This window comes from Paraburkholderia solisilvae, assembly GCF_902859875.1.
Taxonomy (GTDB): Bacteria; Pseudomonadota; Gammaproteobacteria; order Burkholderiales; family Burkholderiaceae; genus Paraburkholderia; species Paraburkholderia solisilvae.
On the sequence record NZ_CADIKF010000004.1, the window covers coordinates 23,960 to 42,903 of the forward strand.

12 protein-coding genes are annotated in these 18,944 nt (G+C 64.7%); 10 read left to right on the forward strand and 2 right to left on the reverse strand.

Going from position 1 to position 18,944, the window contains the following annotated elements:
• Positions 1–45: 45 nt before the first annotated feature.
• A complete protein-coding gene (gene glnE / locus HV675_RS03930; RefSeq protein WP_175109454.1) occupies positions 46–2,838 on the reverse strand; it encodes a bifunctional [glutamate--ammonia ligase]-adenylyl-L-tyrosine phosphorylase/[glutamate--ammonia-ligase] adenylyltransferase in 2,793 nt (930 codons plus the stop codon).
• A gap of 225 nt (positions 2,839–3,063) precedes the next feature.
• Between glnE and HV675_RS03935 the strand changes: the two genes are divergently transcribed.
• The 6 genes from HV675_RS03935 (at position 3,064) to HV675_RS03960 (ending at position 12,254) form a co-directional block, all read left to right on the forward strand.
• Complete coding sequence (locus tag HV675_RS03935; RefSeq protein ID WP_175109455.1) at positions 3,064–7,269, forward strand: YhdP family phospholipid transporter; 4,206 nt, start codon at positions 3,064–3,066, stop codon at positions 7,267–7,269.
• 218 nt (positions 7,270–7,487) lie between these two features.
• The gene (locus HV675_RS03940) at positions 7,488–8,342 is read left to right on the forward strand and encodes a carbon-nitrogen hydrolase family protein (protein WP_175109456.1); all 855 of its coding nucleotides are present in this window, start codon (positions 7,488–7,490) and stop codon (positions 8,340–8,342) included.
• 140 nt (positions 8,343–8,482) lie between these two features.
• Positions 8,483–9,949, forward strand: a complete 1,467-nt coding sequence (tldD, locus tag HV675_RS03945) for a metalloprotease TldD (protein ID WP_175109457.1) — start codon at positions 8,483–8,485, stop codon at positions 9,947–9,949.
• Positions 9,950–10,316: 367 nt separating this feature from the next.
• The gene (gene aroG, locus HV675_RS03950) at positions 10,317–11,390 is read left to right on the forward strand and encodes a 3-deoxy-7-phosphoheptulonate synthase AroG (protein ID WP_175109458.1); all 1,074 of its coding nucleotides are present in this window, start codon (positions 10,317–10,319) and stop codon (positions 11,388–11,390) included.
• Positions 11,391–11,580: 190 nt separating this feature from the next.
• Positions 11,581–11,925: a type II toxin-antitoxin system RelE/ParE family toxin gene (locus HV675_RS03955; RefSeq protein ID WP_175109459.1), complete on the forward strand. Its 345-nt coding sequence runs from the start codon at positions 11,581–11,583 to the stop codon at positions 11,923–11,925.
• Positions 11,922–12,254, forward strand: coding sequence for a helix-turn-helix domain-containing protein (locus HV675_RS03960; RefSeq protein WP_175109460.1), 333 nt, complete (start codon positions 11,922–11,924; stop codon positions 12,252–12,254). The genes HV675_RS03955 and HV675_RS03960 overlap by 4 nt, the downstream gene beginning before the upstream one ends.
• Positions 12,255–12,359: 105 nt before the next feature.
• Here the strand turns inward: HV675_RS03960 and HV675_RS03965 are convergent, their stop codons facing one another.
• Positions 12,360–12,920: a cob(I)yrinic acid a,c-diamide adenosyltransferase gene (locus tag HV675_RS03965; protein WP_175109461.1), complete on the reverse strand. Its 561-nt coding sequence runs from the start codon at positions 12,918–12,920 to the stop codon at positions 12,360–12,362.
• A 217-nt stretch (positions 12,921–13,137) separates the two neighbouring features.
• On the opposite strand from HV675_RS03965, the gene HV675_RS03970 reads away from it, so the two are divergent.
• The 4 genes from HV675_RS03970 to glcF all read left to right on the forward strand — a co-directional run bounded on the left by HV675_RS03970 (position 13,138) and on the right by glcF (position 18,861).
• Complete coding sequence (locus tag HV675_RS03970; protein WP_175109462.1) at positions 13,138–14,553, forward strand: FAD-binding oxidoreductase; 1,416 nt, start codon at positions 13,138–13,140, stop codon at positions 14,551–14,553.
• A 104-nt stretch (positions 14,554–14,657) separates the two neighbouring features.
• Positions 14,658–16,151, forward strand: coding sequence for an FAD-linked oxidase C-terminal domain-containing protein (locus HV675_RS03975; RefSeq protein ID WP_175109463.1), 1,494 nt, complete (start codon positions 14,658–14,660; stop codon positions 16,149–16,151).
• A gap of 387 nt (positions 16,152–16,538) precedes the next feature.
• Positions 16,539–17,627, forward strand: coding sequence for a glycolate oxidase subunit GlcE (gene glcE / locus HV675_RS03980; RefSeq protein ID WP_175109464.1), 1,089 nt, complete (start codon positions 16,539–16,541; stop codon positions 17,625–17,627).
• A 7-nt stretch (positions 17,628–17,634) separates the two neighbouring features.
• Positions 17,635–18,861, forward strand: coding sequence for a glycolate oxidase subunit GlcF (gene glcF / locus HV675_RS03985; RefSeq protein ID WP_175109465.1), 1,227 nt, complete (start codon positions 17,635–17,637; stop codon positions 18,859–18,861).
• Positions 18,862–18,944: the final 83 nt, after the last annotated feature.

Consider the following 18,944-nt stretch of genomic DNA (forward strand, 5'->3'; position numbering starts at 1 on the left):
GCGAGGCGATCGCTCTATCAATTCATCAATCGCCTGTCGGCTGCGCTACCCGAACACCCGTTTCCAGAGCCGCAACACCGCGTCACGCTCCGCCACAATCGCTTCCGGTTCGACGCGCGCCTTCTCCATCCCGTCGAGGCGCAACTTGTGCTGCAGCTTGCGATACCGCCGGTAGGCCGCGCCGACCGTCTCCGCTTCGTCGCCGCTCATCATGCCGAAACGCGACACCTCGCGCAGCAGCGCAATATTGCCGGTGTTGCGAATCAACTCCGGATCGCGCGCCGCATGCAGCAGCACCCAATACTGAACGGTGAACTCGATATCGACCATGCCGCCGCGGTCGTGCTTCAGATCGAAAAGCGGCGTGCGATTCGGGTGACCGGTCTCGACCCGCTCGCGCATCTCGACGATTTCCTTCGCAAGCGGCGCGGCGTCGCGCGGCATCGTCAACACCTGCTCGCGGATCGCCTCGAACTGCGCGCCGATCTGCGTATCGCCGGCGCAGTACCGCGCGCGCGTCAGCGCCTGATGCTCCCAGACCCACGCGGTATTCGCCGCATCCCCTTCGCGCAGCTGATAACGGCGAAACGCGTCGAGATCCGTGACGAGCAGCCCGGATTCGCCGTTCGGCCGCAGGCGCAAATCGATATCGAACAGCGTGCCCGCGCCGGTCGACGTGGTAAACCACGAGATCAGGCGGCGCGTGAATGTCGCATACACATCAGGCGCGACGTCGGCCGGATCGTCGTACAAAAAGATCAGATCGAGGTCCGACGCATAGCCGAGTTCCTTCCCGCCCAGCTTGCCGTACGCGATGATCGCAAAGCGCGGCACGTCGCGGTGGCGCTTTGCGAGCTGATTCCAGACCGCTTCGATGGTCACGTCGAGCACCGCATCGGCCAGTTCGGACAAGCGATCGCTGACGTGCTCGACACTCAGCTTGCCCGCCAGATCGATCAGCAGAATCCGGAACACCTCGGCCTGGTGCGCATGACGCAGCAGGTCCATCTGCTGCTCGACGCCGTCGGCCGCGGCAAGCCGCAGGCGCAGCGTGCGCTTGAACTCGGGCCAGTCGAACGGGCTTGCCATGGCTTCGTCGTCGAGCAGCTCGTCGAGCAACTGCGGATGCCGGATCAGATACCCGGCCGCCCAGCGCGACGCGCCGAGCACCGCCAGCACGCGGCGCAGCGCATGCGGATATTCGGTCAATAGCGCCAGATACGCGCCGCGCCGGCTCACCGCTTCGAGCAGATCGAACAGGCGTGCGACCGTATCGCCGCGCCGCTCTGGCGGCTCGAGCGTGCGCGCGGCTTCGAGCGTACGCTGCGCGACGATGTCAAAACGTTGCCGGCTGCGCTCGGGCAACCCCAAATAACGCGCCGACTGCCACACCGCGCGCAGCCGGTCCAGCAATCCGGCGGGCTCGGCAATACCGAGTTCGACGAGCCGCGCGGCGAGCGCGTCGCCGGCGCTATCGTCCGCAAGTGCGCTGCTCCACACCCATGCGGCCGCGCCGTCTTCAGGCGCCGCGCAGCCGCCGTCGCCATTCACCTTGTCGGCGAAAATCTGGTCGAACTGCTGCTCGACGCGCTCACGATGCCAATCGAGCGTCGTCATCAACGCGCCGTAGCTGGCAAAGCCCATCGACTGCGCGAGGCTCGCGCGCTCGTCCTCGTCGACCGGCATCGCGTGCGTCTGCGCGTCGTTGCGGTATTGCAGCCGGTGCTCGAGTTGACGCAGAAAACGGTACGCATCGGTGAGCGCCGTGCATACCGGCGCGGCGATCAGGCCGCGCGCCGCCGCATGTCGCAGAACGGCCAGCGTCGGGCGGATCCGGAAACCGGCGTCCTGACCGCCGCGGATCAGCTGGAACACCTGCGCGCTGAACTCGATTTCGCGAATGCCGCCGCGCCCGAGCTTGATATCGTCGGCCTTGTCCGGACGCATCGACGCACGGCGCTGCGCCTCCTGACGAATCTGCAGATGCAGCGCGCGAATCGCGCCGATCACGCCGAAGTCCAGATAGCGGCGATAGATGAACGGCTGAACGATCGCCGCGAGCAGCTTCGCGAGGCGCCGCGCCGCGGGGCTGCCGTGCTCCGACACGAGCCGCCCTTTGATCCACGCATAGCGCTCCCACTCGCGCCCCTGCACATAGAAATACTCTTCGAGCATGCCGAGGCTGCATACGAGCGGTCCCGAATCGCCATTCGGGCGCAGCCGCATGTCGACGCGAAACACATAGCCGTCGCTGGTCGCTTCGGCGAGCGCGCCGATCAGCCGTTTGCCGAGCCGCGTGAAGTACTCCTGGGTGGCAATCGCCGCGCGCTGGCCGCCAGCCGTTTCGCCATCGTCTTCGTAGACAAAGATCAGATCGATATCCGACGAGACGTTCAGCTCACGCCCGCCGAGCTTGCCCATGCCCACCACGCCAAGCGTGAGCCGCTCGCCGTCCGGGCCGCGCGGTTCGCCATACAGCGTGTCGAATTCCGCGGACAGCACGGCCAGCGCGCGCTGGATCGTCGCTTCCGCAAGATCGGTCATCGCGCCGGTGACTTCCGCAACATCCGCGAGGCCGGCGAGGTCGCGCTCCATCGTGGCGCAAAACACCTCCGTGCGCAGTTGCCGCAGCGCCTGTTTCAGTGCGTCGTCGGTGAGCGACGCATCCGCGCTTGCGCACAACGCGGCACACAATTCATCGAGGCGCGCATCGATCCGCTCGCGCGTGACGGGCGCCGATGCAAGCAAGGCGACCCGCTCCGCAAGCCCGGGGCGAGCCGCAAACGCGCGAGACGCGTAGTGCGAATAGCTGGAACTCAACAACGTCATATCGGTCATGGGAAAACGGGCTCGCTCGTTGCTACGCTCATTTCTAGGATTTGGCACAGGGGCTCGCCGGTGAACCAGTCCGTGCACACACCTGCGCAACGCGTTGCAAAAGTCCGGCAGCCTCACCGCCAGGCCGCGCCGGCACAGGGTTTGCCGGAAGTACGAGCCGGCGACTCGTTGTGATACATTTCATCGTTAGACCGCAAAACTACCATACGCCCAACTTGCCTCAGCATGTCCGAGCGAAACCTACCCGCCGACCGGCATGACGCAGGGCGCGTCCGGCAAGACAGCGGAGGCGACCATGTAGTGCTGCGGCATACGTTGCACGTGGTATTGGGCGTCGCGCTGGTCGCGTACTTCCTCACGTTGTTGCTCGTGCTCGGTCTGCGCTATGTGGTGCTGCCGCAGATCGAATCTTTCCGGCCGCGCATCGAAGCGGCGATTTCCGAGAAAATCCACGCGCAGCTGTCGATCGGTCGGCTCACGCCGCACTGGATCAGCTTCCAGCCCGGCGTCGAAGTCACCGATCTGACCATCCGCGATCGCGACGGCCACGTCGCGCTATCCCTGCCGCATGCGACCGCGACCGTGTCGTGGAGCTCGCTGTGGAAACTGAAGCCGATCCTCTCGAGCCTCGTCGTCGATCAGCCCGATCTGCTCGTCGAGCGCAACGGCGACGGCACGCTATCGGTTGCCGGCGTGCAGCTGCCGTCCGGCCACAGCGGCAACGACACGTTCTCGACGTGGCTTTTGCGTCAGCAGGCCATGGTGCTGCGCGGCGGCACGCTGCGCTGGCGTGACGCGACGCACGACGTGCCGGAAATTGCACTGCAGAACATCCGGCTCGCGATCCTGAACGATGGCGACGAGCACCGCTTCGCGCTGCAGGCGCCCGCGGACGGCAAGGTCCTGATGGGCCCGCTCGATTTTCGCGCGCATTTCAGAAATGCACGCAGCGGCGCGATGGGCAAGCCGATCAACTGGAGCGGCAGCGCTTACGTATCGACGGGGCCGGTCGATCTGCCGATGCTCGCGCGCTACATCGACTTCCCGATCGCCACCTACGCCGGCCGCATCGACAACGCGATCTGGGTCGAGTTCGCGCAAGGGCGGATCCTGTCGGCCACCGGCGAACTGTCCGGCAGCGACATCGCGCTGCGCGTCAGGCCCGCGCAGCCGAAGCTCGATCTGCCGGTCGCGCGCTTTTCGTGGACCTTCGCGCACGAAGCCGACGAGTACACGTTGCAATTGCACAATCTGCGCGCGGAACTCGGCCAGCCGCCGCTGCCGGACGGCACCCCCGTCACGCGCACGCTCGCGCTGTCCACGCTGAACAGCCGCTTTCGCAAACAGAGCGTGCAGCACGGACAACTCTTCAGCGTGTCGGGCGATCGCGTCGATCTCGGCATCCTCGCGGAATTCAGCCGTGCGCTGCCGCTGCCGCGCCGGTTGCTGAACAATTTCGTGCGGTTCAATCCGCGCGGCATCGTGTCGAACTACACGATCGAAGTCGAGCGTGAAAAGCCGGAGTCAGGACAGGCGGCAGTCGAACGCGAAGAGGCCAGCGCCGGGCCGATCGCGCGCTACACATTCAAGGCCGATCTGCAAGGCATCAGCGTCGCCGCCCAGGAACCGCCGCCGGGACTGACCGCGCGCGGCCACCCGCGCGCGGGCATTCCGGGCGTCGAGAATCTGTGGGGCAAGATCGACGCGAATGAAAGGCAAGGCTCGATCACGCTCGATACGACGCATGCGGCCATCACGCTGCCGGGCGTCTTCGACGACCCGCGCCTCACCTTCGACCGGCTGCAGGGCAAAGGTAGCTGGACGGTCGCACCGGCCATCGCGCCCGGCAACAAGCACAAGGCGTTCAAGGTGGACATCGCGGAGCTCACGGTCGCCAACGACGACACCGTCGCACGCGCCAGCGCCAGTTACTCGAACGCCGGGCAGGGACGCGGCTCGCTCGATCTGAACGCGAAATTCGAGCACGCAAAGGTATCGCGCATCGTCCGCTATCTGCCGACCAGCATCAGCGAGAAGCTGCGCCTCTATCTCGGGCACGGCCTGCAGGCCGGCGTATCGCGCGGCGCGACGATCGAGATACATGGCAACCTCGACAAATTCCCGTACTCGCGCGACCCGAACGCCGGCGTGTTCCGGATCGTCGCGCCGTTCACCGGTGGCCGCTTCGATCCGACGCCGTATCCGCCGCGCACGATGAAGAACGGCACGCCGAACATCTGGCCCGGCTTCGACGGCATCGACGGCGTGTTCCGGCTGAAAGAAAACCTGCTGCGCTTCGACGTCGATCACGCGCATTACAAGCAGGTGGCGATCAACAAGGTCACCGGCAAGATCGACGATCTCGGCAACCGCGCATCGAGCCTCGTCATCACCGGCAACGGGCACGGGCCGCTCGCGGATATGCTCGACTATGTCGACGACAGCTCGCTTGGCATCATGTCGAAGCACATCACGCAAAAGGTGCAGGCGGACGGTCCCGCCGCGCTCGCGTTGAAGCTGACCGTGCCGCGCGCGCCACTCGACCCGCGCGCGCCGCGGCCGCGCATCAGCGTGGCCGGCTCGATCACGTTCGAGCACAACCGCCTCGCGATGGAAAAAGTGCCGCCGCTGTCGCAACTCACCGGCAAGGTGCATTTCACCGAGCACACCGCGCAGCTCGACAACCTGGCGGGGCGCTTTTTCGGCGGCGATATCCATGCGAACGGCGGACTCCAGCAAAACGGCGCCTACGCGCTCGACGTGAACGGACATGTCGCGGTCGAAGCGGCACGCGAGCTCGATCTGCACGGTCTCGCGCCGCAGGTGCTGAGCCATATCCAGGGTGGCGCGCCGTACGACCTCAGCGTGCGCGGCGCGAAGGGCCGCCTGCCCGACATCGCCGCGCATTCGGATCTGAGCGGCCTCGGCCTCGACTTTCCCGCGCCGTTCAACAAGCCGGTCGGCACGCCGATGCCGCTCAGCGTGACGTTCAAACCTCCCGCGAACGGAGATAGCAGCGGCCTGCAGCGCGCGGACCTGAGCTTCGGCCCGATCGCCGCGACCTATCTGCTGCGCGGCGAACCGCACACGATGCCGAAGGTCGTGCGCGGCGCAATCGGCGTGAACCGGCCCGCGGACCTGCCCGCCGAAGGCGTGACCGCCGCGGTCGATCTCGACACGCTCGATGCGGACGCGTGGCGCGCGCTGTTCCTGCAGATGCGCAACGCGAACCAGGGCGTCGCGCCCGTTCCGCCGAGCGAGACCGTCGCGCAGTTCGTGCCGAACCGCTTCGCGCTGCACATCGGTACGCTCACACTGCTCAAGCGCCACTGGGAAGGCGTCGTCGTCGGTGCATCGCACGACGACCGGAAATGGCAGGCGAACATCGCATCGAACCAGGTGTCGGGTCACGTGTCCTGGCTGCCGGGCCCGACCCGCGATTCGCCCGGCACGCTGCAGGCGCGCCTCGCGCGGCTCGTGATTCCGTCGGCAACCGAAAACGATCTGCTCGGATCGGCAATGCAGCAGCCCGCGCAGAACATGCCGACGATCGACCTCGTCGTCAACGAAGTGATCGTGCGCGGGCGCGATCTCGGGCGGCTCGAGGTCGACGCGCACAACTTCGAGGAAGACGGCGAGCCGGTCTGGCAGCTCGACAAGCTCGCCCTCAGCAACCCGGCCGCGACGCTCACCGCGACAGCGAACTGGCGCACGCTGCGCGAATTCGGCGCGGTGACCGACGAAAACGCGCCGCGCCGCACCGTGGTCGATTTCAAGCTCGACGTGAAGAATGCCGGTGCGCTGCTCGAGCGCGCCGGCATGGCGCGCACGCTGAAAGACGGCGAAGGCACGCTGTCGGGGAATGTTGCGTGGCGCGGCGGCCCCGCCCGGATCGACTACCCGACGCTCAACGGCAACCTGTCGGTCGACCTGCGCCACGGCCAGATTCTGAAGGTCGATCCGGGCGTCGCGAAGCTGCTCGGCGTACTGAGCCTGCAAAGCCTTGCGCGCTTCGCGACGATGAACTTTCGCGACGTGATCGGCGAAGGATTGCCGTTCACCAGCGTGACCGGCACCGGCGAAATCCACGACGGCATCGGCCGCACCGACAACTTCAAACTGGTCACCGCGCCGGCGCGCGCGGAAATGAACGGCAGCATCGACCTTGCGCACGAAACGCAGGATCTGAACGTGCGCGTGATCCCGACGGTCAGCGCGGGCGCGGGCGTGGTGGCCGCGACGATCATCAACCCGTTTCTGGGTCTCGCGGCGCTGGTCGGCGACATCGCGCTGTCGCAGTCGCTCGAGCACGCGTTCGTGCTCGACTACGCGATCACCGGTTCATGGGCGAAACCGCACGTCGAGCGGGTCCACGGCGATCGCGGTAAGATGGGCGAAGTACCCGCGGCGGACGCGGCTGTGCTCCGATGAAGGAGCAGGAGGCGCCGCACAACGGGGTGCCGCAGCGATGCCGTGTTGGCCATGCCGGCGCATTTGCTCCGCAACATGCCCGGCTGGCTCGCGGCTCGCGCGTTTTCGCCGGCATCCCGCCGCCCGACACCGCTTGCGTCGCGCAGTCTGCGCCATGACCGGCCAACGTGCGCGGCACGCGACTTGCGCCGTCCTGAAGGAAGTCTTTCGACACACTCATGAGCGACCAACACGCGCCATCTTCACCTGCCGGATCGGCACCACCCGCAGCCATCTACCGCGTTGCGGCGCTGCAAATGGTCAGTTCGCCGGAACGCGAGCGCAACCTTGCCGATGCGGAAAACCTGATCGCGCAAGCCGCCGCCGACGGCGCGCAACTCGTGCTGCTGCCCGAGTATTTCTGCTTCATGGGCTTCAAGGACACCGACAAGCTCACTGTGCGCGAGCCCTACCGCGACGGCCCGATCCAGCGCTTTCTATCGGACGCCGCGCGTCGGCATCGCGTGTGGGTAATCGGCGGCACACTGCCGCTCACCGCACCGGAACCGTCGCGCGTGCTGAATACGACACTCGTGTTCGACCCGGAAGGCCGCGAAGCCGCCCGCTACGACAAGATCCACCTGTTCAATTTTGAAAAAGGTGACGAATCGTTCGACGAAGCGCGCACGATCCGTCCCGGCGACGCGGTACGCACGTTCGAGGCGCCGTTCGGGCGGGTCGGCCTGTCGGTCTGCTACGATCTGCGCTTTCCGGAGCTGTACCGGCGCCTCGGCGACTGCGCGCTGATCGTCGTGCCGTCCGCGTTTACGTATACGACCGGCCGCGCGCATTGGGAAATGCTGCTGCGCGCGCGAGCGGTCGAAAACCAGTGCTACGTGCTCGCCGCCGCGCAAGGCGGCAAGCACGAGAACGGCCGCCGTACGTGGGGACATAGCATGCTGATCGACCCGTGGGGCGACATTCTCGATGTCCGCGAAGAAGGTGCGGGCGTTGTCGCCGGCACGATCGAGCGTGCCCGCATCGACGAAGTGCGGCAAAGCCTGCCGGCCTGGCGCCATCGGGTGCTGGGCTAGCGCTGCCATGTCGTCGCGCTCGCGTACGCAATCGCATGCATTGCCGAACACTGCCACATTGAAAGCGCATCGGCCGTCACCCATATGGTTAAGCCAATGCACGCCGTCCGAACCCTTGAATCGAGCTGAGCCTACTTCGCATGAACATCATCGAACCCAGCATCCGTAATCTCGCGACCGCCAAGGACGTACTCCTCACGCCCTACGGCCTCGACGAAGCCCTGCTGACCCGCACGCTCGCCGAGATCTTCACGCATCGCGTCGACTACGCGGATCTCTATTTCCAGGCCACGCGCAGCGAAGCGTGGAGTCTCGAAGAAGGCATCGTCAAATCCGGCAGCTTCAGCATCGACCAGGGCGTCGGTGTGCGCGCCGTGTCCGGCGAGCGCACCGCGTTCGCGTACTCGGACGACCTGTCGCCCGACGCGATCCGCCAGGCGGCGATCGCCACGCGCGCGATCGCGAAGGCCGGCGGCGGCAAGCAGAAGATCAAGGCGGCGGCATCGCTCACCGGCGTCGCAGGCCGCGATCTGTACCTGCCGTCGGATCCGCTGCATTCGCTCGACGCGACCGCGAAAGTAAAGCTGCTCGAACGCGTCGAACAGATGGCGCGCAGCCGCGACCCGCGTATCACCCAGGTGATGGCCGGGCTCGCCGGCGAATACGACGTCGTGCTCGTGGCGCGCAGCGACGGTGCGCTCGCCGCGGATATCCGGCCGCTCGTGCGCGTGTCGGTGACGGTGATCGCCGAGCAGAACGGGCGCCGTGAAATCGGCACCGGCGGCGGCGGCGGCCGTTTCGACTATGGCTATTTCACCGACGCCGTGCTGTCGCGCTATGTCGACGACGCGGTGCACGCTGCGCTCGTGAACCTCGACGCGCGGCCCGCTCCGGCCGGCGCGATGACCGTCGTGCTCGGGCCCGGCTGGCCGGGCGTGCTGCTGCACGAGGCGATCGGTCACGGGCTCGAAGGCGACTTCAACCGCAAGGGCTCGTCCGCGTTCGCCGGCCGCATCGGCGAGCAGGTCGCGGCGAAGGGCGTGACCGTCGTCGACGACGGCACGCTGCCGAATCGCCGCGGGTCGCTGAATATCGACGACGAAGGCAATGCGACGCAGTGCACGACGCTGATCGAAGACGGCATCCTGAAGGGCTACATCCAGGACACGCTGAACGCGCGCCTGATGAAGATGCCGGTGACCGGCAACGCGCGCCGCGAATCGTATGCCGCGCTGCCGATGCCGCGCATGACCAACACGTACATGCTGAACGGCGACAAGGATCCGCAGGAAATCATCGCCTCGGTGAAGAACGGTCTCTATGCGGTGAACTTCGGCGGCGGGCAGGTCGACATCACGAACGGCAAGTTTGTGTTCTCGGCGTCCGAGGCCTACATGATCGAGAACGGCAAGATCAGCTACCCGGTGAAGGGCGCGACGCTGATCGGCAGCGGGCCTGAGTCGCTGAAATACGTCAGCATGATCGGCAACGACATGTCGCTGGATACCGGCGTCGGCGTGTGCGGCAAGGAAGGCCAGAGCGTGCCGGTGGGCGTCGGCCAGCCGACGCTGCGCATCGACAGGATGACGGTAGGCGGGACAGTCTGATCGCGGTCAGAACGCACGCTTTCCGCAATTTTCGCGCGAAGCGTGCGGATTTCCCGCATTTTTACCGGCTGCGGCTTGTCAATTGAGCTTGCCCGCGGTATAAAGCCACTCAACCTTTTTTTGCACCACTCACTTCAACTTTCGCTCGTCATGTCCGCCAGGTTTTATTTTTATTTCTTTTGGCATCTCAGACCGCTGGCGGATCGAGAGGGGTGTTAGCGCATAAAAGGCAAACCCGAAATTCCCGAAAAACCGTCAGCGAGTCTGACGGTTTTTTTTTGCTTCCCGATTCACAACCGGTAGTCCACAACCGGCTCCGTATATACGCAACGAACCGACACGCTACGAACCGCATCTGGAGAACAACATGCCCCCGCACAATACCGACGACGTCCGCATTCGCGAGCTCAAGGAACTCACTCCGCCGGCCCACCTGATCCGCGAATTCCCGTGCAGTGAAAAAGAATCGGACCTGATCTTCAACGCACGGCAGGCGCTGCATCGGATTCTGCACGGCATGGACGATCGCCTGATCGTGATCATCGGTCCGTGCTCGATCCACGATCCGAAAGCCGCGCTCGAGTACGCGGGACGTCTGATCGAACAGCGCCGGCGCCTCGCGGGCGAACTCGAAATCGTGATGCGTGTGTACTTCGAGAAGCCGCGCACGACGGTCGGCTGGAAGGGGCTCATCAACGACCCGTATCTCGACGACAGCTTCAAGATCAACGACGGCCTGCGCACCGCGCGCGAACTGCTGCTGCACATCAACGAACTCGGCCTGCCGGCGGGCACCGAATATCTCGACATGATCAGCCCGCAATACATCGCGGATCTGATTTCGTGGGGCGCCATCGGCGCACGCACGACCGAATCGCAAGTGCATCGCGAACTGGCGTCGGGACTGTCGTGTCCGGTCGGCTTCAAGAACGGCACGGACGGCAACGTGAAGATCGCAGTCGACGCGATCAAGGCGGCATCGCAGCCGCACCATTTCCTGTCGGTGACCAAGGGCGGCCATTCGGCGATCGTCTCGACGGCGGGCAACGAAGACTGCCACATCATTCTGCGCGGCGGCAAAACGCCGAACTACGATGCGGACAGCGTCAACATCGCGTGCGCGGACATCGGCAAGGCGGGGCTCGCCGCGCGTCTGATGATCGATGCGAGCCACGCGAACGCCTCGAAGAAACACGAGAACCAGATTCCGGTGTGCACGGATATCGGCCGGCAGATTGCGGGCGGCGATGAGCGGATTGTCGGCGTGATGGTCGAATCGCATCTGGTAGCAGGCCGCCAGGATCTGCAGGAAGGCTGCACATTGACCTACGGTCAGAGCATCACCGATCCGTGTATCGGTTGGGACGATAGCGTGGCGGTGCTCGAAGGACTCGCAGAATCGGTCAGACAGCGACGCATCGCACGCGGCAGTGGAAACTGAATAATGCGATAAGCCAGCTTCAACGCATGCAAAAACCCGGCCTCATGTGCCGGGTTTTTTATTGTTAGCCATCCGGACGAATAGTCATTCATGTGCAACGTCTGTACCGTTGACGTTGTTCGCAGGCACGCCGAAAAAAGCTTGACTTGCGAAAAACAACCGGTATAAAATTTTGTACAGAAGGAAGCCTATGAGTCAGGAAAAAGAGATTCGCTGGGTTGGCTCCAGCTATGACGATCTTCTGGCGTTTCCAGACGAACCGCGTCGGCGAGCCGGCTTTCAGCTAGCCAAAGTGCAAGCGGGCCTCGATCCGGACCACTGGAAACCCTTCGATGGTGTCGGGGCAGGCACGCGCGAAATTCGCATCAACGAAGCTCAGGGTGTGTTCCGCGTGATGTATGTCGCGAAATTCGTCGAAGCCATTTATGTGTTGCATTGCTTCCAGAAGCAAACGCAGGCAACGAGTGGGCAAGACAAGGAAATCGCCGAAGCACGTTATCGTGCGGTGGCAAATCTTAGGAAGGCAGAGCAATGATGATCGATACCAAAATTCGTCACGTCACGAAGCCGGGTGCGAACCTGTTCCTCGAACTTGGCTTCTCCGCGGAAGAATCGAAGCGCCTGCACGCTGCATCACAAAAGCAGATCAATGACACGCGCCTGCTGAAGGAGCAGCTGATGACCGAGCTGTCGAGCTGGATCGAACAGCATCATCTGAAGCAGGCGGAAGCCGCTGAAATCCTGATGGTGTCGCGGCCGCGGGTGTCCGACGTCGTCAACAAGAAAACGGCCAAGTTTACGATCGATACACTTGTCGAAATGATGAGCCGCATCGGCAAACCGGTCAGGCTGGCTATTGGCTGAGAGGTCGAGAAGTCGAGAGGTTGCGCGCGAACCGTCGCGCAGGCGCGCGTCGTACAGGTTTGCCAATGCGCGCCCTGCGCGCCTTCTCGTTTACAAATTGGTGCTTCATCTGCCTTTTGTCGTGCGGTCGTGCTGCCATAGCACATCGTTGCCGCCATTCATTCTGTTCAGCACGCGCGCAAGCACGAATAGCAGATCCGACAAACGGTTGATATAACCACGTAAAGCCCCGCTCACGTCATGCTCCGCGCCGAGCGCCACGATCGCACGCTCCGCGCGGCGGCACACTGTCCGGCATACGTGCGCATGCGAGGCCGCTCGGGAACCGGCGGGCAAGATGAATTCCTGCAACGGCGGCAGCGTCGCGTTGTACTCAGCCAGCCAGCCATCGAGCCGGCGCAAATACACGTCCGTGATCATCGTGTGACCGGGCAGGCTCAGTTCACCGCCCACGTCGAACAGGTCATGTTGAATGGCCGTCAGCGCGGCACGCACATCGTCGGGGAGGCTTTCGCAAAGCAACAGGCCGATATGGGAATTCAGCTCATCAACTTCGCCGATCGCCACGATACGCATATCGTCCTTGCGCACGCGGCCGCCGTCGCCAAGACCCGTCGTGCCATCGTCGCCGGTTCGGGTCGCAATCCTGCTCAGCCGGTTACCCATGTGTCGCCTCTGTATCGTCAGTCGTCGCGCCAGTCATCCACGCGGTATTCATTCGAGCATCAAGTCGACCCGCCGGCAGCATGCTCACCGATCCATCGGTAAAAGCCATTATAGGTTCCGCGGCCTTTGCCCATCGATGTCCGGTGTTGGCCGCCGGGCGTTCGGCGTAAAATGGACCGAGCCCGCTACAACAAAATATGCCTTTCAGGAGATCAGCGTGAACCATCCCGCGCCGCCCGCTTCCGTGCGCCGCCCGTTCCCCGCCGAACTGCTCAGCGCGCTGAAGGCCACGTTTGGCGAGCGCGTGTCGACCGCCGAAGCAGTCCGCGCGAATCACGGCCGCGACGAATCGCCGTTCGATCCGCAGTTGCCGGACGCGGTCGTCTTCGCGAGCAACACCGGGGACGTGCAGGCCGCCATCAAACTATGCGGTCAGCACAATGTTCCGGTCATTCCTTACGGGAATGGATCGTCGCTCGAAGGCCATCTGCTGGCGGTGCAAGGCGGCGTGTCGATCGATCTTTCCGCAATGAATCGCGTGCTGTCGATCAACGCGGAAGACCTGACCGTTACCGTCGAACCCGGCATCTCGCGCAAGCAGCTCAATGAAGCATTGCGCGACACGGGTCTGTTCTTTCCGATCGACCCTGGCGCCGATGCCAGCATCGGCGGCATGACCGCCACACGCGCGTCGGGCACGAACGCGGTGCGCTACGGCACGATGCGCGAGAACGTGCTCGGCCTCGCCGCAGTGCTCGCGGACGGCCGCGTGATCCGCACCGGTACGCGCGCCCGCAAGTCGGCGGCCGGCTACGATCTGACGCGCCTCTTCGTCGGGTCCGAAGGCACGCTTGGCGTCGTCACCGAAATCACGTTGCGGCTGTATCCGCAACCGGAAGCGGTGTCGGCCGCGGTATGCGCGTTTCCTTCGATGGAAAGCGCGGTGCGCGCGGTCATCGAGACGATCCAGACCGGCGTACCGGTCGCACGCGCCGAGTTTGTCGATGCGCTCGCGATCCGCGCGATCAACCGTCATTCGCACCTGACGCTGCGCGAAGCGCCGACGTTGTTTTTCGAGTTTCATGGCACGCAAAGCGGCGTGAAAGAGCAGGCGGAATTCGTGCAGGAAATCGCCGCGCAAAACGCGGGTGAAGGCTTCGAATGGGCGACGCGCCCCGAAGACCGCAGCCGTCTGTGGAATGCAAGGCACAACGCGTATTTCGCGATGCTGCAATTGAAACCGGGCTGCCGTGCGGTCACGACTGACGTCTGCGTACCGATTTCCCGGCTCGCCGAATGCGTGGTCGAAACGGAGCAGGATCTGAAAACGTCGTCGCTGCCGTGTCCGATCGTCGGACACGTCGGCGATGGCAACTTCCATGTCGCGATGCTGATCGATCCGCAGCGGCCCGAAGAGTTCGCCGAAGCCGAACGCCTGAACCAGCGCATCGTGCGACGCGCGTTGCGCATGGCGGGCACATGCACCGGCGAACATGGCATAGGCCTGCACAAGATCGATTTTCTGGCGGAAGAAGCGGGTCCGGTCGCGATCGACACGATGCGTGCGATCAAGCACGCGCTCGATCCACGCAACCTGATGAACCCGGGCAAGATTTTTTCGTGGGCCGCATAGCATGAATTGAACGGCCGACGAACATCACGCACGCTCACCCCGACGAACGAACGCAGCGTGCCCGGCCCTGCGCCCCCCGCAAAAGAAACACGAGGAGACAAACCATGAACGCGCCCGCCGAACTGTCGGCTGAAGTGCTCGCGCAACGGCAGCGCGAGGTCGTGCAAGCGTTGATGGCGGTACTGCCGACTCACTGCCTGCTGTATCGCGAAGAGGACACGGTCGCCTACGAGTGCGATGGTCTTGCTGCGTACCGCCGTCTGCCGCTCGCCGTCGTATTGCCCGAGACCGAATCGCAGGTGCAGCGCATCGTGCAGATCTGCCATCGGCTCGACGTGCCGATCGTGCCTCGCGGCGCGGGCACGAGCCTGTCCGGCGGCGCGATGCCGATCCGGCATGGCGTGGTGGTATCGCTCGCGCGGTTTCGCAAGATCATCGAGGTCGATCCGTACGCGCGAACCGCGACCGTGCAACCCGGCGTACGCAATCTGTCGATTTCCGAAGCCGCGGCGCCGTACGGACTCTACTATGCCCCCGACCCATCGTCGCAGATCGCATGCACGATCGGCGGCAACGTCGCCGAGAATTCCGGCGGCGTGCATTGCCTGAAATACGGCCTCACCGTGCACAACGTGATGCGCGTACGCGCGATCACGATGGAAGGCGAAGTAGTCGAGTTCGGCTCGCTGAGCCCCGATGCGCCCGGTCTCGATCTGCTTGCGGTGCTGGTCGGCAGCGAAGGCATGTTCGCGATTGTCACCGAGGTCACCGTCAAGCTCATTCCGAAGCCGCAGACTGCGCAGGTCATCATGGCGAGCTTCGATGACGTCGTGAAAGGCGGCGACGCGGTCGCGGGACTGATCGCCGCCGGCATCATTCCGGCCGGCCTCGAGATGATGGACAAGCCGGCCACGCGCGCGGTCGAGGAATTCGTCGGCGCGGGCTACGACCTCGACGCGGCGGCCATCCTGCTGTGCGAATCCGACGGCACGCCGGAGGAAGTCAGCGAGGAAATCGTCAGAATGACCGCGGTGCTGCGCGAGCATGGCGCGACGCGCATTCAGATCTCGCGCTCGGAAAGCGAGCGGCTGCGCTTCTGGTCCGGGCGCAAGAACGCGTTTCCCGCAGCGGGCCGCATTTCGCCCGACTACTACTGCATGGACGGCACCGTGCCGCGCCGCAGCATCGGCCCGCTGCTCGCGCGCATCGAAGCGATGGAGAAGAAATACAACCTGCGCTGCATCAACGTGTTCCATGCGGGCGACGGCAACATGCATCCGCTGATTCTCTTCAACGGCAACGACCTCGACGAATGGCATCGTGCCGAAGCGTTCGGCGCCGACATCCTCGAGACATGCGTCGAACTGGGCGGGACGGTGACGGGTGAGCACGGCGTGGGCATCGAGAAAATCAATTCGATGTGCGTGCAATTTTCACCCGAGGAACGCGACACGTTTCATGCGGTCAAGCGCGCCTTCGACCCGCCCGGCCTGCTGAACCCCGACAAGGGCATACCGACGCGCGCACGCTGCGCCGAGTACGGCAAAATGCATATTCGCGGCGGTCTGTTGCCGCACCCCGAATTGCCGCGCTTCTGATCCGTCCGTTCGGGCAAGCCCTTAGCCGACGCTTAAGGTCAGCCGTTTGAGCTGACGTTATGTGCCGCCGCGCATCGTACGGCTCGCGTTACGAAACGGCGTGATGCAGCGAGGCCGAAGGCCGAACACCGCCGGTGCACGTCGCGCGCAAGCGCCGCGCCCGCCCTGCACGGTATTTCCCCGCCGTATCCGTTGCGGTATCCCGCTTGCTGTATCTCCTTTGCTATATCTCTCATTGCGCACGCGAATGTCTCATTGCCTGCGCTCGCCAGAGTCCTGACGCAGCACCGTACGGACTCGACCGTGGCTGCCCGTACGGGTCCGCTCCGGGTTGCCAGCCCGCCGCCGCCCGGTACAATCGAAACCACTACAACGAAACACGACGCCATGGAAGAGGACGACATCGTCGCCGAATGGTCCGAGCGCATCCGTTCGGCCACCGCCGAAAGATACCCATTGCGGATTCGCGGCGGCGGCACGAAAGACTGGTACGGCCAGTCGCTACAGGGGGAAGTCCTCGATACGCGCGCTCACCGCGGCATCATCGCCTACGATCCGGCGGAACTGGTGATTACCGCGCGCTGCGGCACCCCGCTTGCTGAAATTGAAGCGACGCTTGCTGAACATGACCAGATGCTCGCGTTCGAGCCGCCGCATTTCGGCCCGCAAGCAACGTTCGGCGGCTGTATCGCCGCGGGCATCGCGGGACCGCGCCGCCAGTCGGCCGGCGCGCCGCGCGACTTCGTGCTCGGCACGGTCGTATTGAACGGCCATGGCCAGTTGCTGAAATTCGGCGGACAGGTCGTGAAGAACGTCGCGGGCTACGACGTGTCGCGTCTGATGGCAGGCTCGCTCGGCACGCTGGCATTGATCCTCGAACTGTCGGTCAAGGTGCTGCCGCGTCCGAAGGCGGAAATCACGCTGAAATTCGATATGAACGGCACGGACGCGGTCCGCAAGCTCAACGAATGGGGCGGCCGGCCGCTGCCGGTGTCGGCGAGCGCATGGCGCAACGGCACGCTCGTGCTGCGTCTGGGCGGCGCGGAAGCCGCGGTGAAGTCGGCACGCGCATCGCTCGGCGGCGAAGTGGTCGACGCGGTCGAGGCGGAACGATTCTGGGCCGGCTTGCGCGAGCAGACCGACCCGTTTTTCGCGGCGATCGCACCGAAGGCCGCGCTGTGGCGGCTTGCCCTGCCGACCATCACCGAGCCGCTGCAGTTGCCCGGCGCGCAGATGATGGAATGGGGCGGCGCGCAGCGCTGGTGGATCACCGACGCCGATGCGCAAACCGTGCGCATCAGCGCCAAACAGGCCGGCGGCCACGCAACCATCTTCCGCACCGGCCACGGATACGATCGCAGCGCAGGGGTGTTCACGCCGCTGCCCGCGCCCTTGATGAAGATCCATCGCGGCCTGAAGGCCGCGTTCGATCCGGCTCGCATCTTCAACCGCGGCCGGCTGTACCCCGACTTCTGAGCGCGCGATGCAAACCAACCTCGCGGACTTCATTCGCAACACGCCGGACGGCGCCGAGGCCGACGCGATCCTGCGCAAATGCGTGCATTGCGGTTTCTGCACGGCGACCTGTCCGACCTATCAACTGCTCGGCGACGAACTCGACGGACCGCGCGGCCGCATCTATCTGATCAAGCAGATGGTCGAAGGCACGCCGGTCACGCGCAGCACGCAAATGCATCTGGATCGCTGCCTCACGTGCCGTAATTGCGAATCGACTTGCCCGTCGGGCGTGCAATACGGCCGCCTCGTCGAAATCGGCCGCAAGCTGACCGAAGAAAAAGTGGCGCGCCCGTTCGGTCAGCGCGTGCTGCGCCGTGTGCTTGCGAGCTTCGTGCCGAACGAAGCGCTCTTCACGCCGGCCATGCGCCTAGGCCAGCACGTGCGCCCGCTGCTGCCGAAGAAGCTGCGCGACAAGGTGCCGGCGCGCCAGCGCCAGCTCGAATGGCCGACGACGAAGCACACGCGCAAGATGCTGATGCTCGCCGGCTGCGTGCAGCCATCGATGATGCCGAACGTGAACACGGCCACCGCGCGCGTGCTCGATGCGCTCGGCATCGAGACGATCGTCGCGCCCGATGCCGGATGCTGCGGCGCGATCCGTCTGCACCTGGGCTACCACGACGACGCACTCGACGACATCCGCGCGAACATCGATGCGTGGTGGCCGCATGTCGAGGAAGGCGTCGAAGCGATCGTGATGAATGCGTCGGGCTGCGGCGCCACGGTGAAGGAATACGCGCATCTGCTGCGGGACGACCCGGCCTACGCGGACAAAGCGCGCCGCATCGTCGACCTGACGCGCGATATCGCCGAAATCCTGCCCGAGTTCAAAGAACCGCTGACCGCCCTCACCCGCCGGCGCGCGGTGCACACGGTCGCATTCCATCCGCCGTGCACGCTGCAGCACGGGCAGCAGATTCGCGGCAAGGTCGAGCATCTGCTCGGCGAACTCGGCATCGACGTACGCCTGCCCGCCGACAGTCACCTGTGCTGCGGCTCGGCCGGCACCTACTCGTTGACGCAGCCGACGCTGTCGTACGCGTTGCGCAATCAGAAACTCGAGCGGCTGCATGCGCAGGAACCGCAGATCATCGTCTCGGCGAACGTGGGTTGCATCGCGCATCTGCAAAGCGGCACGTCGATGCCGGTGGTCCACTGGATCGAGCTCGTCGAGCACATGCTGGCCGGCTGACCTGATCATGGGCCGGCGCCGGACGCGCACGCGAACCGGCGCGCCGATGGTCTGATCAGCAGTGGCATGCCAACAGCATCCGT

Bases quoted from the DNA above. Each gene is read 5' to 3' on its own strand.
- glnE (WP_175109454.1), bottom strand. From the start codon at position 2,838: ATGACCGATATGACGTTGTTGAGTTCCAGCTATTCGCACTACGCGTCT.
- HV675_RS03935 (WP_175109455.1), top strand. From the start codon at position 3,064: ATGTCCGAGCGAAACCTACCCGCCGACCGGCATGACGCAGGGCGCGTC.
- HV675_RS03940 (WP_175109456.1), top strand. From the start codon at position 7,488: ATGAGCGACCAACACGCGCCATCTTCACCTGCCGGATCGGCACCACCC.
- tldD (WP_175109457.1), top strand. From the start codon at position 8,483: ATGAACATCATCGAACCCAGCATCCGTAATCTCGCGACCGCCAAGGAC.
- aroG (WP_175109458.1), top strand. From the start codon at position 10,317: ATGCCCCCGCACAATACCGACGACGTCCGCATTCGCGAGCTCAAGGAA.
- HV675_RS03955 (WP_175109459.1), top strand. From the start codon at position 11,581: ATGAGTCAGGAAAAAGAGATTCGCTGGGTTGGCTCCAGCTATGACGAT.
- HV675_RS03960 (WP_175109460.1), top strand. From the start codon at position 11,922: ATGATGATCGATACCAAAATTCGTCACGTCACGAAGCCGGGTGCGAAC.
- HV675_RS03965 (WP_175109461.1), bottom strand. From the start codon at position 12,920: ATGGGTAACCGGCTGAGCAGGATTGCGACCCGAACCGGCGACGATGGC.
- HV675_RS03975 (WP_175109463.1), top strand. From the start codon at position 14,658: ATGAACGCGCCCGCCGAACTGTCGGCTGAAGTGCTCGCGCAACGGCAG.
- glcE (WP_175109464.1), top strand. From the start codon at position 16,539: ATGGAAGAGGACGACATCGTCGCCGAATGGTCCGAGCGCATCCGTTCG.
- glcF (WP_175109465.1), top strand. From the start codon at position 17,635: ATGCAAACCAACCTCGCGGACTTCATTCGCAACACGCCGGACGGCGCC.